Here is a 13,242-nt window from a genome sequence, read left to right on the forward strand (position 1 = left end):
AAGAATTCGGCGGATAAGAATGGGTTAGCTGCGGCGCTCTAGCACGAAATCGACGCTCGCCCGCAGGATTTCGCCCCTGGGGCCGAAGGGGTCAAGGTGCGCCTTGGTCTGTTCGGTGAGCAGGGCCAGGCGTTCGCGCGCCGCTTCCGCGCCCAACAGGGTGACGTAGTTGGCCTTGCCCTTGGCCGCGTCCTTGCCGGCCTTCTTGCCCATCTCGGCGGCCTCGCCCTCCACGTCCAAGAGGTCGTCGACGATCTGGTAGGCCAGGCCTAGGTCCTGGGCGAAGGCCATCAGGGCGTGACGCTCGCCCTCGCCGGCGTGGGCCATCACCAGCGGCAGCTCGAAGGCGCAGGCGATCAGCGCGCCGGTCTTCATCCGCTGCATGCGCGCCACCGCGCCCAGGTCGTCGCGCACGCCGATCAGGTCGATCATCTGGCCGCCGCACATGCCCTTGGCGCCGGCCGCCTGGGCCAGCTTGAGCACCATCTCGGCGCGCACCGCGCCGTCGCCGTAGGTGTCCGGATGCGAGAGAATCTCGAAGGCGGCGGCCTGCAGGGCGTCGCCGGCCAAGACGGCGGTGGCCTCGTCATAGGCCTTGTGCACCGTGGGCCTGCCGCGGCGCAGGTCGTCGTCGTCCATGCTGGGCAGGTCGTCGTGGATCAGGCTGTAGGCGTGCACGCACTCCAGCGCGCAGGCCGCGCGCAGCACCGGCCGGTCGTCCAGGTCGAACATCCGTCCGGTCTCGAGCGCGAAGAACGGCCGCAGCCGCTTGCCCGGCCCGAGGGCGGCGTAGCGCATGGCTTCGGTGAGGCGGGCCTCCGGGCCGTCGGCCCGGGGCAGGAGCTCGTCCAGCGCCACGGTGACCAGGTCCGCGGCCTCGGCGACCCGGGCGGCGAGCCGCTCCATCAGCTGAACTCGGCCGGTTCGACGCCAAGCTCACCGGAGGCGCCCTTCACGATCTTTTCAACACGCAGCCTGGCGGCCTCCAGGCGCTTTTCGCAATGCGCCTTCAGCGCCGCGCCCCGTTCGTACAGGCGAATCGAATCCTCCAGCGGCGCCTGGCCGCTCTCCAGCTTGCCGACGATCTGCTCGAGCTCGGCCAAGGCGGCCTCGAACGACAGAGTCTCGATGTCGGCGGCGTCAGCCATGGCGCTCCTCGCTGGAAAGCGGCAAACCTAGAGGCGGCCCGTCGGCGCCGCAACGGCCGAAGGGCCCGACGCCGTCAATTCCGCTCGTAGCGGCGGTGGGACCAATACTTGTAGCCGCGATTGGAGGTCAGCCGCCAGCCGCGGCGGCTGAGGGCGCGGCCGACCATGTAGTTGAAGAAGCCGTGCGCCAGCACCACCACGTCGTCGCCCTGGGCGGTCATGTCGATCAGCAGGGCCGCGGCCTGGTCGGCGCGGGCCTGGGCCTCGCGCCGGGTCTCGCCGCCCTCGTGATGGTCGAAGAACCACCACCAGACCCTGGCGAGAAAACCCCACACGGCCGGGGAAAAGCGGATCCAGCCGGGCAGGTGCGGCGGCGGCAGGGGCGCCTCGACGAACAACGGGTCGCGGGCGAAGGCGCGGCCGCAGGCCACCGCCTCGGCCGTCTCGATCGAGCGCAGGCGGGTGGAGGCCACCAGGGCGCTGGCCGCGGCCGCCAGGCTCGCCAAGTCGTCCGGCGGGGTCTGGCCGGCGCGGATGCCGAGCTGCTCGTAGCTGGCCCAGAAGCGCCGGTACTCGTCGGCGGAGAGCTTCACCTTGCGCGAGATCGCCGGCTCGCCATGCCGTGCGAGAACGATCGTCCCAGGACGCGAGGCGGCGAGCGCGGGCGGGTCGGCGGTCAAAGCGTCGGCCATGTCATCCGCGGGCGTGAGCGCCGCGACACGCGAAACACCCTGCCCCCATCACCCCTCCTGAAGGGCTCGAACATGCGCGCGCGCCGATCGGCCCAGAGCCTCAAGGTCGTACCCCCCCTCGAGCGAGGAAACAACCCGACCCTTCGTGCGGCGGCGCGCCGTCTCCATGATCGCGCGGGTGGCCCAGGCGAAGTCGTCCTCCTCCAGGCTCTGGCCGTCGTGGCCGCCGAGCGGGTCGCGGACATGGGCGTCGAAGCCGGCGGAGACGATGATCAGGTCCGGCGCGAAGGCGTCGACCTTGTCCATCAGCCCCTCGAAACCCTTGCGCCATTCGGCCGGCGGCGCGCCGGGGGCGATGATCGCGTTGGCGATGTTGTCGGCCACATGCTCGGACGGGTGCCCCGTGCCGGGCCACATGGGCCATTGGTGCATGGAGGCGAAGAACAGGCCCGGCTTGCCGGCGAAGACCGCCTGGGTGCCGTTGCCGTGGTGCACGTCGAAATCCACCACCGCCACGCGCTCCAGCCCCGCCTGTTGGGCCGCCAGGGCGGCGATCGCCACGTTGGAGAAGATGCAAAAGCCCATCGGCGTGACCGGCTCGGCGTGATGGCCGGGCGGGCGCACGGCGCAGAACGCCTGGCCCGCCTCGCCGGCGGCCACGTCGCGCACCGCCTGCACCACCGCGCCGGCCGCCCGCTTGGCCGCCGCCAGGCTGCCCGGCGACATGGCCGTGTCGTCGTCCAGGCGCACCATGCCGCTGGCGGGCGAGAGCGCCTCGATCTTGTCGACATAGGCCTTGTCGTGCGCGCGCAGCAGGTCGGCCATGTCCACGAGCGGCGCCTCGCGCGCGTCGAGCTTGATGTCCTGCGCCTCGCCCAGGGCCTTGATCACCGCGCCCAGGCGCTCGGGGCGCTCGGGGTGGTAGACGCCCGGCCTGTGGTCGAACATGTCGCGGTGCGTATAGAGAGCGATACCCATAGAAGCATATTAGCCCGTGAGCGCCGTGATCCGAACGTCTGAAGCGAATGTCTGAACCTGTCATCCGCAGAGCCGCTCCGGCCGACGCCGAAATCCTCGCCGACATCGGCGCGCGCACCTTTATCGAGACCTTCGGCCACCTCTATCCGCCTGAAGACCTGGAAGCGTTCCTGGCCAAGGCCTACGGCCTCGAGCGCACCGTCTCGGACCTGAGCCGGCCCGACAAGGCGGCCTGGCTGGTGGAGGCCGACGGGCAGGTGGTGGGCCACGCCCTGGTCGGGCCCTGCAAGCTGCCGCACGCGGAGGTCACGCCGGCCTGCGGCGAGCTGGAACGGCTCTATCTGCTGAAGCCCTGGCAGAACGGCGGGCTGGGCCGGCGGCTGTTCGACACCGCCATCGGCTGGCTCGAGGCGAGCGGACCGCGTCCTCTATGGATCGGTGTGTGGTCGGAGAATTTCGGCGCGCAGCGATTCTACCGGCGCGCCGGTTTCGAGAAGGTCGGCGAGTACGGATTTCCCGTTGGCCGCGTGGTTGACCGGGAATTCATCTTCAGGCGGTCAGGGGCATAGTTTTTCTGGCCGCCCTGTGAGTGGGGCTGTGCACACGGCACGGTTTTTGATGATCGAAGCGTGACCACAAAAAAAAATTGCAGAGATTTAACATGTCCCACTTTGACGAACGGCGTCCGGTTTGGGACTTTGCGAGCAATCATCGCAGTAGCTTGAAGGCGACGGGTGGGATGCTGAGGATTGGCTATGTATGTCTGCGCGACGCACGCTCCGCGGACGATACCGCGGCGTTGAAGGCGTTCGGCTGCCACGTGGTGCGGGCCGAAGAGCCTGCGTCGCCGACGGCGGACGAGTCGGCCGTGCTGACGTCGATCATCGATTTCATCGGCGAGGGCGACCAGCTCGTGGTCACGCGCCTTGAGCATCTGGCCCGCTCCACCCGCAGCGTCCTGGACGTGATCGACCGCCTGGAGGAGCGCGGCGCCAGCCTGTTCGTCGTCGAGGCCCAACTGTCCAGCGAGGGCGCGGAGGGCCGGGCCCTGCGCGCGGCGCTGGAGGCGGTGTCCGCTGTGGAGCCCGCCTGGATCGCGCGCCGCCGCAAGGGCGCGCCCGCCGCCGAGGAGATCAAGGCGCTGCAGGACGCCGGCGTCGGCCCGGTGGAGATCGCCCGGCGCCTGGGCGTCTCGCGCATGACCGTCTGGCGCAAGCTGCGCGCGCTCGAAGCGAGCTAGACCTGTTCAGCGCGCCCGGCCGGCGCGCGCCCTCAACGCACCTTGACGAAATCGACGAAGGCCCGAAGCGCCGAGGGCATCTGCCGACGGCTCGGATAGTAGAGTTTCGGCCCCGGGAACGGCGGCAGCCAGTCCGTCAGCATCTCCACCAGCCGCCCCTCGGCCAGATGTTCGGCCACATAGCCCTCGAAGACGACGGCGAAGGCCGCGCCGGCCGCCGCCGCCTCGGCCGTCAGCACCGAGTTCGCGCAGATCAGCGGCCCGTCGGGCTCCAGCCGCAGCACCTCCCCGTCCCGCTCGAACTCCCAGGGCGGCATGGTTCCGCTGGGATATTTCAGCCGCACGCAGGGCTTCGACAGGAGATCGCGCGGGTGGGCCGGCGCGCCCCAGCGCTCGATCGCCTCCGGGCTGGCGACCAGCACGTAGCGCTGCGGCCCGCTGAGCGACACGGCGATCATGTCGCGCGCCAGGCTCTCGTCCCAGCGCACCCCGGCGTCGAAGCCCTCGGCGACGATGTCGACCATCGCCGACTGGACGACGATGTCGAGGCGCACGCGCGGGAAGCGCCGCAGGAACGGGCCGATCTTCGGCGCCAGCACCAGCTCCACCGCCGGCTCCGGGGCGTTGATCCGCAATAGGCCCCCCGGCTCGCTCTCGCCGGCGTGCACCTGGTCCACGGCCGCGGAGATGTCGGCCAGCGCCGGCGTCAGGCGCTCCAGCAGCCGCTGGCCGGCCTCGGTGGCGGCCACGCTGCGGGTGGTGCGGTTGAGCAGCCGCACGCCCAGCCGCTCCTCCAGCTCGCGCACCGTCTGGCTGAGGGTCGAGGCCGATACGCCCAGTTCGCGCGCCGCGCCGCGAAAGCTCCGCCGCCGCGCCACGGCGGCGAAGGCCTCGAGCTGGTCCAGGCTGACCCGTCGCATTGTTCGAATTTCCGCACAGCCTATTCACGATCATGCGGATTATCGCACGAACGCGGAGGGCGCATCTAGGGCCGGCCACAATCGTTTTCTTTTCTGGAGCCCCGCCATGATCACCCGCACCCTTGGAACCAACGGTCCCGCCGTCTCCGCCCTCGGCCTCGGCTGCATGGGCATGAGCGCCCTCTACGGGCCGGCCGACCGCGACGAAAGCCTGGCCACCCTCAAGGCCGCCGTGGACGCCGGGATCACCCTGCTGGACACCGGCGACTTCTACGGCATGGGCCACAACGAGATGCTGATCGGCGAGGCGCTGAAGACCCTGCCGCGCGACCAGCTCCTGATCAGCGTAAAGTTCGGCGCCCAGCGCGGGCCCGACGGCTCGTGGCTGGGCTTCGACTCGCGCCCGGCCGCGGTGAAGACCGCCTGCGCCTACAGCTTGCAGCGCCTGGGCGTTGACCACATCGACGTCTACCGCCCCGCGCGCCTGGACCCGAACGTGCCGATCGAGGAGACCGTGGGCGCGTTGGCCGAACTGGTCGAAGCCGGCTACGTGCGCCACATCGGCCTGTCCGAAGTGGGCGCGGAGACGCTTCGCCGGGCCGCCGCCGTGCATCCCATCTGCGACCTGCAGATCGAATACTCGCTGATCTCGCGCGGGATCGAGGACGAGATCCTGCCGACCTGCCGCGAACTGGGGATCGCGATCACCGCCTACGGCGTGCTCTCACGCGGCCTGATCAGCGGCCACTGGACCCGCGGCCAGGCCGGCGCCGGCGACTTCCGCGCCATGAGCCCGCGCTTCCAGGGCGAGAACCTGGAGCGCAACCTGGCGCTGGCCGAGGCCCTGGGCGCGGTGGCGAAGGCGCGCGGCGTGAGCACGGCCCAGGCGGCGATCGCCTGGGTGGCGGCGCAGGGGAGCGACATCATCCCTCTGGTCGGCTCGCGCCGCCGCGACCAGCTTTCCGAGGCCCTGGGCGCGCTGGACGTGGCCTTGAGCGCCGAGGACCTGGCCGCGATCGAGGCGGCCGTGCCCAGGGGCTCGGCGGCGGGCGAGCGCTACATCGCCGCGCAGATGGCCATGCTGGACAGCGAGAAGCGGGGCTGATCGCCGCGCAGCGGGCGCCTGATGCTGGACATCGGGCGCCCACGGCCCCATCCTTCGCAGTCAAACATCCGTTCGCCTGCGGGAACCGCCCATGTTCATGCGCTTCTTCACCGAGCTTCGCGAAGCCAAGGTCCCGGTGACGCTGAAAGAGTACCTCATGCTGATGGAGGCGCTCGACAAGGCGGTGATCGACCGGCGGGTGGACGATTTCTACTACCTGTCCCGCTCGGCGCTGGTGAAGGACGAGAAGAACCTCGACAAGTTCGACCAGGTGTTCGGCCACGTCTTCAAGGGGCTGGAGAAGGTGGAAGGGGTCGGCACGGCCGACATCCCCGCCGAGTGGCTCAAGAAGCTCAGCGAGAAGTTCCTCACCGAGGAGGAGAAGGCGCAGATCGAGGCCATGGGCGGCTTCGACAAGCTCATGGAGGCGCTGGCCGAGCGCCTGAAGGAGCAGAAGGAGCGCCACGAGGGCGGCAACAAGATGATCGGCACCGGCGGCACCTCGCCGTTCGGCGCCAACGGCTATCATCCCGAGGGCGTGCGCATCGGCCAGGACAAGGGCCGCCACGGCAAGGCCGTGAAGGTGTGGGACAAGCGCGAGTACAAGAACCTCGACGACTCGGTCGAGCTGGGCACCCGCAACATCAAGGTGGCCCTGCGCCGGCTGCGGCGCTGGGTGCGCGACGGGGCGGCCGAGGAACTGGACCTGGACGGCACCATCCGCGGCACCGCCGAGAAGGGCTATCTGGACATCCAGCTTCGCCCCGAGCGCCGCAACAAGATCAGCGTCCTGATCTTCTTCGACATCGGCGGCTCGATGGACAGCCACATCAAGGTCTGCGAGGAGCTGTTCTCGGCCGCGCGGTCCGAGTTCAAGAACATGGAGTTCTACTACTTCCACAACTGCCTCTACGAGAGCGTGTGGAAGGACAACCGCCGCCGTCATGCCGAGAAGATCAACACCTGGGACGTGCTCCACAAGTTCTCCAGCGACTACAAGGTGATCTTCGTCGGCGACGCGACGATGAGCCCCTACGAGATCACCTATCCGGGCGGCTCGGTGGAGCACTGGAACGAAGAGGCCGGCGCGGTCTGGATGGACCGCGTCAGCCAGATTTACGAGCACATGATCTGGCTCAATCCCACGGCCGAGCGGCATTGGGACTACACCCCTTCCATCGACGTGATGCGCCAGCTCGTGGGCGAGCGGATGTTCCCGCTGACGCTGGAGGGCCTGGACAAGGCCATGCGCGAGCTTGCGCGCTGAACAGTCGCGCCCGTCCTCCGTCGACGGACGTTTGCCCTGGTCTAGCCGAGCCGTAGACTGGGCGAAGGTCTGGAAGGGATTCGCATGACCGATCCCCGGGTTCAGGATCATCCAGGCGGCGAGACGGAAGCCGCCACCAAGGCGGCGGTGTTCTGCACGGCCGAGCGGTTGTTCGCGCTCAACGGCTTCCAGAACGTGTCGGTGCGCGACATCACCGCCGAGGCCGGCGTGAACCTGGCCTCGGTGAACTACCATTTCGGCTCCAAGGACGCGCTGCTGTTCGAAATCTTCCGCCGGCGCACGGCGGAGCTGAACCGCGAGCGCGCGCGCATGCTGCACGAGGCCGCCGACCGCCACGCCGGCAAGCCGCCGGTGCGCGACATCCTGGAGGCCCTGTTCGCCCCGCCCCTGCGCTGGGGCGGACCGGACAGCGACCGGCGCGTGTCGATCCAGTTCATCATCCGCGCGCGCAGCGAGGGCACCGAGGACATGCGCGAGGCCCTGGCCAAGGACGTCTCGCACCTGGCCCGCTTCGCCGACGCCCTGATCGCTGCCCGCCCGGAGCTGGCGCGCGAGGACGTCTACTGGCGGCTGCACTTCTGCCTGGGCATGGTGCACAACAACCGCTTCGCCGAGTTCGACCGCCTGCACGTGCTCTCCGACGGCCTGACCCGCGAAGGCGACACCGAGGCCCTCCTGCAGCGCATGCTGGACTTCGCCGAGGCCGGGTTCCTGGCCTGAAGGGGCTGGGAGCAGACGTGGGGGACCGCGCCCGCCATCGCTTCCAGCTCTGCATCCGAATCCGAGCGCGGCCCGCTCCCGGTCTCGCGTCGCACCAAACCGCGTCATCCTCCGGTCGGCCGAAGGCCGAGCCGGGGGACCTAAGCTGAACCGCCGCTTGGATCGCCCGGACGAGCCGGGCGAAGACGCTTGGAAGGAAGCCCGCGCTTGTCCGGCCCCTCGCCCTCAGTTGTTGCCGTCGATGAAGTCTCCCAGGGCGCCCAGGACCGAGCCTTCGCCGCGGTTCTGGCCGCCGCGGGGGCCGGCGGCCGCGAGCATGCGGCCGGCCAGGCGCGAGAACGGCAGCGACTGGATCCAGACCTTCCCCGGTCCGGTCAGGCGGGCGAAGAACAGGCCCTCGCCGCCGAAGATCACGCTCTTCACCCCGCCGGCCATGACGAGGTCGAAGTCGACGCCCGGCGTGTAGGCGGCCAGGCACCCGGTGTCGACGTGGAGCTGCTCGCCGGGGCCGAGTTCGCGCTCGACCACCGTGCCGCCCATCTGCACGAACACCCAGCCGTCGCCCTGCAGCTTCTGCATGATGAAGCCCTCGCCGCCGAACAGGCCGGTCATCATCCGGCGCTGGAACTCGACGCCGATGGAAACGCCCCGGGCGGCGGCCAGGAAGGCGTCCTTCTGGCAGATCAGCGTGCCGCCGAGCTGGCCGAGGTTCAGCGGCAGGATCGAGCCCGGCGTCGGGGCGGCGAAGGCCACGCGGGCCTTGCCCTGGCCGTTGTGGGTGAAGACCGTGGTGAACAGGCTCTCACCGGTGACCAGCCGCTTGCCCGCGCCCAGGAGCTTGCCCATGAAGCCGCCGTCGGCGCCGCCGGAGCCGTCGCCGAACACGGTGGTCATGCCGATCGCCGCATCCTTCCAGACCAGGGCCCCGGCCTCGGCCACGGCGCTCTCGCCGGGATCGAGCTCGATCTCGACGAACTGCAGCTCCTGGCCCTTGATCTCGAAGTCGATGTCGTCGGCGAGCGATGCGCTGCGGTGATGGCTCCAGGGGCCGGCGGTCATGGAAAAGCTCCGTTGCGGGATGTGCGCGCAACCTAGGGCGAGCGCTCCTGCTTCGACAGCCCCCAGGCGAACCCCAGGTCGTTCACGAAGGCGTCGAAGGCCTCGTCCTTGACCGAAGGATCGGGAACCCTGAGCAGATAGGAGGGATGGTAGGTCACCACGCCCTGGGCGTGGTCGGGCAGGTCGAAGGCGCGGCCGCGCGAGCGGGCCACCGGCAGGGTCCGGCCGAACACGCCCAGCGCCGCCGTCGCCCCCAGCGCGACGACCACCCGGGGCCGGACGATGCGCCGCTCGGCGTCCAGCCACCAGCGGCAGGCCCGCACCTCGCCGGCGTCCGGGCTCTTGTGCAGCCGGCGGCGGCCGCGCAGCTCGTGCTTGAAGTGCTTGACCGCGTTGGTGACGTAGACCTCGCCACGAGCGATCCCGGCGGCGGCCAGCGCCCGGTCCAGCACCGCGCCGGCCGGCCCGACGAAGGGGCGGCCCTGAAGGTCCTCGTGGTCGCCGGGCTGCTCGCCCACCAGCATCAGCCGCGCGGCCGCCGGCCCCTCGCCGGCCACGCCCTGGGTCGCATCGCGCCACAGCTCGCAGCGACGGCAGGCGTCCACCCCCGCGCGCACCTCGTCCAGGGAAAGCGGCGGATGGGATCCGTAGGCGCCGTCGCGGGCGGCCTTTTGCGCGGCGCGCACCAGCCGGCGGTTCGGCCGGGCGTCCGGCGCCTCGCTCTTGGGAGGAGCGGCCATGGCGAACGTCTCCCTGCTCGCCGGCAGCAAGCCCGTTCCCGCCAGCGCGCGCAATCCCTCGGCCAGGCGGGTCTCGTCCGGCGCGTCGGCCGGATCGACGCCGGGAAACAGCAGATGCTCGCCGTCCCGGTGCAGCAGGCACACGTCCGGCGTCAGGATGGCGAAGGGCCGGCCGGCGAAGCGCTGGGCGAAGAACGGCGCGGCCCGTTCGGTCACCCGGTGGGCCGGCTCGAACCAGGCGACCTCGACGCCGGGCTCGACGCGATGGAACCGCGCGAAGGCCTTCATCCGCTGCAGGGCCCGCTCCACGTCGCGGGCCATGACCAGGGCGCGGGCCACGTCCGCATCGCCGCGCCGGTGCAGCAGGCCCGGCTCGCGGGCCAGGCGCCAGAGCAGCCGGTAGAGCAGCGAGAAGCGCTCGTCGGAGCGGTGCAGCGCGACCTCGCGCGCCAGCTCCAGGAAGGCCCTGGGCGTGGTGAAGGCCCGGTCCGGCGGCCCCTCGCCCGTCGAGCGGGCCGCTATGTCCACCGTCCAGACCACCTCGTCCGGGCTCACCCCCTCGGTCCGCAGCGTCCGCGCCGCGGCGCGCCAGCCAGCGAAGTCGGTCTCGGCGGAAAGGCGGACGGTGCGGGTCTCCATGGCGGCCTCGGGTGAACATCGGCGGACCTCATAAGCTAATGTTCTTGCTTTGTTCTTTTCAAGCGCGCAATTTCAACCCGTGATCGGCGGGGCCGCCCCGGCCGCCGGATTCGCAACCCCTGGGACCTGATCCGCCGGGAACCTTGCCGCGGCTGCGGAGTTCTCGGCCGGGCATGACGCGCCTGACCATCCGCCACGAGACCCGCTACACCTATGACCGGCCCGTGGCGTTCGGGCCGCAGCGCCTGCTCATCCGTCCGCGCGACAGCCACGCCCTGCGCGTGGTCGAGGCGCGGCTGACGGTGTCGCCGGGCGGGCGCACGCGATGGACGTACGACGCCCTGGGCAACAGCGTGTGCTGGCTGTTCCCGGACGGGCGGTCCGACCTGCTGTCCATCGTCAGCGATCTGGTGATCGAGCGGTTCCCCGCCCCGCTGGACGCGATGCAGGCGGACGACCCGCACACCGCCATGCCGATCGTCTACGACCCGTCGGACCGCATCGTGCTGGCGCCCTTCGTCACCCCGGCGACCGCCGATCCCGACGGAACGCTGCTGCGCTGGCTGCGCGACCAGACCGCCACCCCGGGCGAGCTGGCCCTCGATCACCTGATCCGCCTGAACCGCACGATCCACCAGGGCTTCGCCTACGCCGTGCGCCTGGACGGCCCGCCCCAGGCGCCGGGCCTGACGGTGAGCCTGGGCCAGGGGACCTGCCGCGACTTCGCCTGGCTGATGGTCGAGGCCGTCCGCCGGCTGGGCTACGCCGCCCGCTTCGTCACCGGCTATCTGCACTGTCCCGACGCGGCGGGCCTGCGCGGCGCGGGCGCCACCCACGCCTGGTGCCAGGCCTTCCTGCCGGACCTCGGCTGGATGGACTTCGACCCCACCAACGGCCTGGCCGAATCCGCCGACCTGATCGCCGTGGCCGTGGCCCGCACGCCCGAGGAGGCCGCGCCGGTGAGCGGAACCCTGCTGGAGCCGGCCGGCGCCGAACTTTCGGTGCATGTGAGCTGTTTTACAGACGGGCCCGTCCCGCAGACGGCGTGAACGGGCCTAGCAGGGAAGACCGCCATGGCGACACGCAACCTCGAACAGCAGCAGTCGGCGCTCGACGCGCGCACCCGTCCGGCCACGGCGGCCCAGCACGGCCGCCGCTGCGACGACAAGAACCCCTCCCTCAAGGCCAAGCTGCAGGAGAAGCGCTCCTTCGAGCCGCGCCAGGCGCATTAGCCCCGCGCCATCCCGCATCCGCCCGATTTCGCGCCGCGCCAGGACTCTGCTAGGACGAGGCCATTGATTTAGCCAATGTCTTAGGGAGCCGTCCGCTTGGCTCATTCTTCAGCCGGTATGCGGACGGGACGCTGTTGGAAGAACAAATAGAGACGGGTCATCAGACCACGCCCCACGAGGCTGCGCCGAGCGGCGAGAGCCTGGCCGACAAGGAAGCGGCCTACGAGAAGTTCGTCTGGGACAACCTGAAACGCAACTACGTGGCCAACTACCTGCACGGCATGCTGGGCATGACCGGCTTTCGGCTGGTCAACGCGCCGACGTTCCTGCCGGCCTATCTGCACGCCATCTCCGGCTCCAACGCCATCGTCGGTCTGGGCCTGGCCCTGCAGCAGGCGGGCGGGGTGATCTCGCCCATCGTCGGGGCCAACCAGATCGAGCACCGCAAGCAGGTGATGGGCGCGGCCATGTGGATGGGCAGCCTCGGCCGCATCCAGTTGATCGGCATGGCCGCCGCGGGCTGGTTCCTGAGGGGCCATGCGCTGGTGGTGGCGCTCTTGCTGTTCATCTTCCTGTTCGGCCTGTTCATGGGCGCCCAGCGGGTGGTGTTCGGCATTCTGATGGCCAAGGTGATCCCGATCAGCCGGCGCGGACGCCTGCAGGCCTGGCGCAACGCCACCGGCGGGGCGATCGCGGCGGTCCTGGCCTATTTCGCCGGGCGATGGTTCATCGAGCCGAACCTGTTCGGCAACGGCTACGGAACCACCTTCATCTTCGCCTTCGTCCTGACGAGCCTGGGCCTGACCGCCCTGGGGATGATGCTGCGCGAGCCGGAGCCGCCGACCACGCGCGAGCGCACGCGGCTGATGGACCGGCTGGGCGACTTCCCCCGGCTGATCGCCGCCGACCGCGGCTACATGTTCTTCCTGATCGTGCAGATGCTGGCCACCGCCAGCCGCCTGGCGGTGCCGTTCTACATCATCTACGCGGGCCAGACGATCGCGCTGAGCGGCGGCAACCTGGGCCTTCTGTCGCTCGCCTATCTGGGCGCCGACACCCTGTCGAACATCCTGTGGGGCTATCTGGGCGACAAGACGGGCTTCCGCCTGACCCTGCTGCTGTCGCTGATCACCTGGATCGCGGCCACCGTGCTCTTGATGAACCTGCATGCCATCGCCTGGACGTTCCTGGCCTTCTTCGGCCTGGGGGCGGCGCAATCGGGCTACATGATGAGCGCCCAGACCATGATCCTGGAGTTCGGCGATCGCGACGACATGCCGATGCGCATCGCCTTCTCGGCCACGGCCGAGGGGGTGACCGCCTCGCTGGGCCCGTTCATCGGCGGGCTGATGGCGACGGCCTTCGGCTACCTCACCGTCTTCGGCGTCTCGATCGGCTTCCTGGTCGCGGCGCTGGCCCTGCTGGTGCTGTTCGTGCAGGAGCCGCGCACGGCCCGCCTGGCGCGGTTCTGAGCCGGGCGG

Annotated in this window: 15 protein-coding genes; 8 read left to right on the forward strand and 7 right to left on the reverse strand. The window is 70.2% G+C overall.

Annotated elements, in window-relative coordinates; all coding sequences use genetic code 11:
* Positions 1-24 precede the first annotated feature (24 nt).
* From ACE3TA_RS18295 to ACE3TA_RS18310, 4 genes are all read right to left on the reverse strand, one after another.
* The gene (locus ACE3TA_RS18295) at positions 25-906 is read right to left on the reverse strand and encodes a polyprenyl synthetase family protein (protein ID WP_374575760.1); all 882 of its coding nucleotides are present in this window, start codon (positions 904-906) and stop codon (positions 25-27) included.
* Positions 906-1,148: an exodeoxyribonuclease VII small subunit gene (locus tag ACE3TA_RS18300; RefSeq protein WP_374575761.1), complete on the reverse strand. Its 243-nt coding sequence runs from the start codon at positions 1,146-1,148 to the stop codon at positions 906-908. The genes ACE3TA_RS18295 and ACE3TA_RS18300 overlap by 1 nt, the downstream gene beginning before the upstream one ends.
* A 74-nt stretch (positions 1,149-1,222) precedes the next feature.
* Positions 1,223-1,840, reverse strand: coding sequence for a histidine phosphatase family protein (locus ACE3TA_RS18305; protein WP_374575762.1), 618 nt, complete (start codon positions 1,838-1,840; stop codon positions 1,223-1,225).
* Between the two features lie 48 nt (positions 1,841-1,888).
* Positions 1,889-2,818 (reverse strand): histone deacetylase family protein, encoded by a 930-nt coding sequence (locus ACE3TA_RS18310; protein WP_374575763.1) that lies wholly within the window; start codon positions 2,816-2,818, stop codon positions 1,889-1,891.
* 47 nt (positions 2,819-2,865) lie between these two features.
* Here ACE3TA_RS18310 and ACE3TA_RS18315 point away from each other — a divergent pair, with 47 nt between their 5' ends.
* Both ACE3TA_RS18315 and ACE3TA_RS18320 read left to right on the forward strand, forming a co-directional pair.
* The gene (locus ACE3TA_RS18315) at positions 2,866-3,387 is read left to right on the forward strand and encodes an N-acetyltransferase family protein (protein ID WP_374575764.1); all 522 of its coding nucleotides are present in this window, start codon (positions 2,866-2,868) and stop codon (positions 3,385-3,387) included.
* A 230-nt stretch (positions 3,388-3,617) separates the two neighbouring features.
* The gene (locus ACE3TA_RS18320; protein ID WP_374575765.1) at positions 3,618-4,058 is read left to right on the forward strand and encodes a recombinase family protein; all 441 of its coding nucleotides are present in this window, start codon (positions 3,618-3,620) and stop codon (positions 4,056-4,058) included.
* 32 nt (positions 4,059-4,090) lie between these two features.
* Here the strand turns inward: ACE3TA_RS18320 and ACE3TA_RS18325 are convergent, their stop codons facing one another.
* A complete protein-coding gene (locus tag ACE3TA_RS18325; RefSeq protein ID WP_374575766.1) occupies positions 4,091-4,978 on the reverse strand; it encodes a LysR family transcriptional regulator in 888 nt (295 codons plus the stop codon).
* 106 nt (positions 4,979-5,084) lie between these two features.
* Between ACE3TA_RS18325 and ACE3TA_RS18330 the strand changes: the two genes are divergently transcribed.
* From ACE3TA_RS18330 to ACE3TA_RS18340, 3 genes are all read left to right on the forward strand, one after another.
* A complete protein-coding gene (locus tag ACE3TA_RS18330; RefSeq protein WP_374575767.1) occupies positions 5,085-6,083 on the forward strand; it encodes an aldo/keto reductase in 999 nt (332 codons plus the stop codon).
* Positions 6,084-6,174: 91 nt separating this feature from the next.
* Positions 6,175-7,350 carry a VWA domain-containing protein gene (locus tag ACE3TA_RS18335; protein WP_374575768.1) on the forward strand — a complete coding sequence of 392 codons (1,176 nt, stop codon included), beginning with the start codon at positions 6,175-6,177 and terminating at the stop codon, positions 7,348-7,350.
* An 84-nt stretch (positions 7,351-7,434) separates the two neighbouring features.
* Positions 7,435-8,091 carry a TetR/AcrR family transcriptional regulator gene (locus ACE3TA_RS18340; protein WP_374575769.1) on the forward strand — a complete coding sequence of 219 codons (657 nt, stop codon included), beginning with the start codon at positions 7,435-7,437 and terminating at the stop codon, positions 8,089-8,091.
* Positions 8,092-8,316: 225 nt separating this feature from the next.
* On the opposite strand, the gene ACE3TA_RS18345 is transcribed toward ACE3TA_RS18340, so the two are convergent.
* Together ACE3TA_RS18345 and ACE3TA_RS18350 are read right to left on the reverse strand one after the other, a co-directional pair.
* Positions 8,317-9,150 (reverse strand): TIGR00266 family protein, encoded by an 834-nt coding sequence (locus ACE3TA_RS18345; protein WP_374575770.1) that lies wholly within the window; start codon positions 9,148-9,150, stop codon positions 8,317-8,319.
* Between the two features lie 32 nt (positions 9,151-9,182).
* A complete protein-coding gene (locus tag ACE3TA_RS18350) occupies positions 9,183-10,529 on the reverse strand; it encodes a UdgX family uracil-DNA binding protein (RefSeq protein ID WP_374575771.1) in 1,347 nt (448 codons plus the stop codon).
* A gap of 173 nt (positions 10,530-10,702) precedes the next feature.
* On the opposite strand from ACE3TA_RS18350, the gene ACE3TA_RS18355 reads away from it, so the two are divergent.
* The 3 genes from ACE3TA_RS18355 to ACE3TA_RS18365 all read left to right on the forward strand — a co-directional run bounded on the left by ACE3TA_RS18355 (position 10,703) and on the right by ACE3TA_RS18365 (position 13,233).
* Positions 10,703-11,578: a transglutaminase N-terminal domain-containing protein gene (locus tag ACE3TA_RS18355; RefSeq protein WP_374575772.1), complete on the forward strand. Its 876-nt coding sequence runs from the start codon at positions 10,703-10,705 to the stop codon at positions 11,576-11,578.
* 24 nt (positions 11,579-11,602) lie between these two features.
* A complete protein-coding gene (locus ACE3TA_RS18360; RefSeq protein ID WP_374575773.1) occupies positions 11,603-11,761 on the forward strand; it encodes a hypothetical protein in 159 nt (52 codons plus the stop codon).
* A gap of 134 nt (positions 11,762-11,895) precedes the next feature.
* Positions 11,896-13,233, forward strand: a complete 1,338-nt coding sequence (locus ACE3TA_RS18365; protein ID WP_374575774.1) for an MFS transporter — start codon at positions 11,896-11,898, stop codon at positions 13,231-13,233.
* The last annotated feature ends 9 nt before the right edge of the window (positions 13,234-13,242 follow it).

It is taken from the genome of Phenylobacterium sp. (assembly GCF_041916435.1).
GTDB lineage: Bacteria > Pseudomonadota > Alphaproteobacteria > Caulobacterales > Caulobacteraceae > Phenylobacterium.

Bases quoted from the DNA above. Each gene is read 5' to 3' on its own strand.
- ACE3TA_RS18310 (WP_374575763.1), bottom strand. From the start codon at position 2,818: ATGGGTATCGCTCTCTATACGCACCGCGACATGTTCGACCACAGGCCG.
- ACE3TA_RS18300 (WP_374575761.1), bottom strand. From the start codon at position 1,148: ATGGCTGACGCCGCCGACATCGAGACTCTGTCGTTCGAGGCCGCCTTG.
- ACE3TA_RS18295 (WP_374575760.1), bottom strand. From the start codon at position 906: ATGGAGCGGCTCGCCGCCCGGGTCGCCGAGGCCGCGGACCTGGTCACC.
- ACE3TA_RS18350 (WP_374575771.1), bottom strand. From the start codon at position 10,529: ATGGAGACCCGCACCGTCCGCCTTTCCGCCGAGACCGACTTCGCTGGC.
- ACE3TA_RS18360 (WP_374575773.1), top strand. From the start codon at position 11,603: ATGGCGACACGCAACCTCGAACAGCAGCAGTCGGCGCTCGACGCGCGC.
- ACE3TA_RS18305 (WP_374575762.1), bottom strand. From the start codon at position 1,840: ATGGCCGACGCTTTGACCGCCGACCCGCCCGCGCTCGCCGCCTCGCGT.
- ACE3TA_RS18345 (WP_374575770.1), bottom strand. From the start codon at position 9,150: ATGACCGCCGGCCCCTGGAGCCATCACCGCAGCGCATCGCTCGCCGAC.
- ACE3TA_RS18330 (WP_374575767.1), top strand. From the start codon at position 5,085: ATGATCACCCGCACCCTTGGAACCAACGGTCCCGCCGTCTCCGCCCTC.
- ACE3TA_RS18325 (WP_374575766.1), bottom strand. From the start codon at position 4,978: ATGCGACGGGTCAGCCTGGACCAGCTCGAGGCCTTCGCCGCCGTGGCG.
- ACE3TA_RS18355 (WP_374575772.1), top strand. From the start codon at position 10,703: ATGACGCGCCTGACCATCCGCCACGAGACCCGCTACACCTATGACCGG.
- ACE3TA_RS18335 (WP_374575768.1), top strand. From the start codon at position 6,175: ATGTTCATGCGCTTCTTCACCGAGCTTCGCGAAGCCAAGGTCCCGGTG.
- ACE3TA_RS18315 (WP_374575764.1), top strand. From the start codon at position 2,866: ATGTCTGAACCTGTCATCCGCAGAGCCGCTCCGGCCGACGCCGAAATC.
- ACE3TA_RS18340 (WP_374575769.1), top strand. From the start codon at position 7,435: ATGACCGATCCCCGGGTTCAGGATCATCCAGGCGGCGAGACGGAAGCC.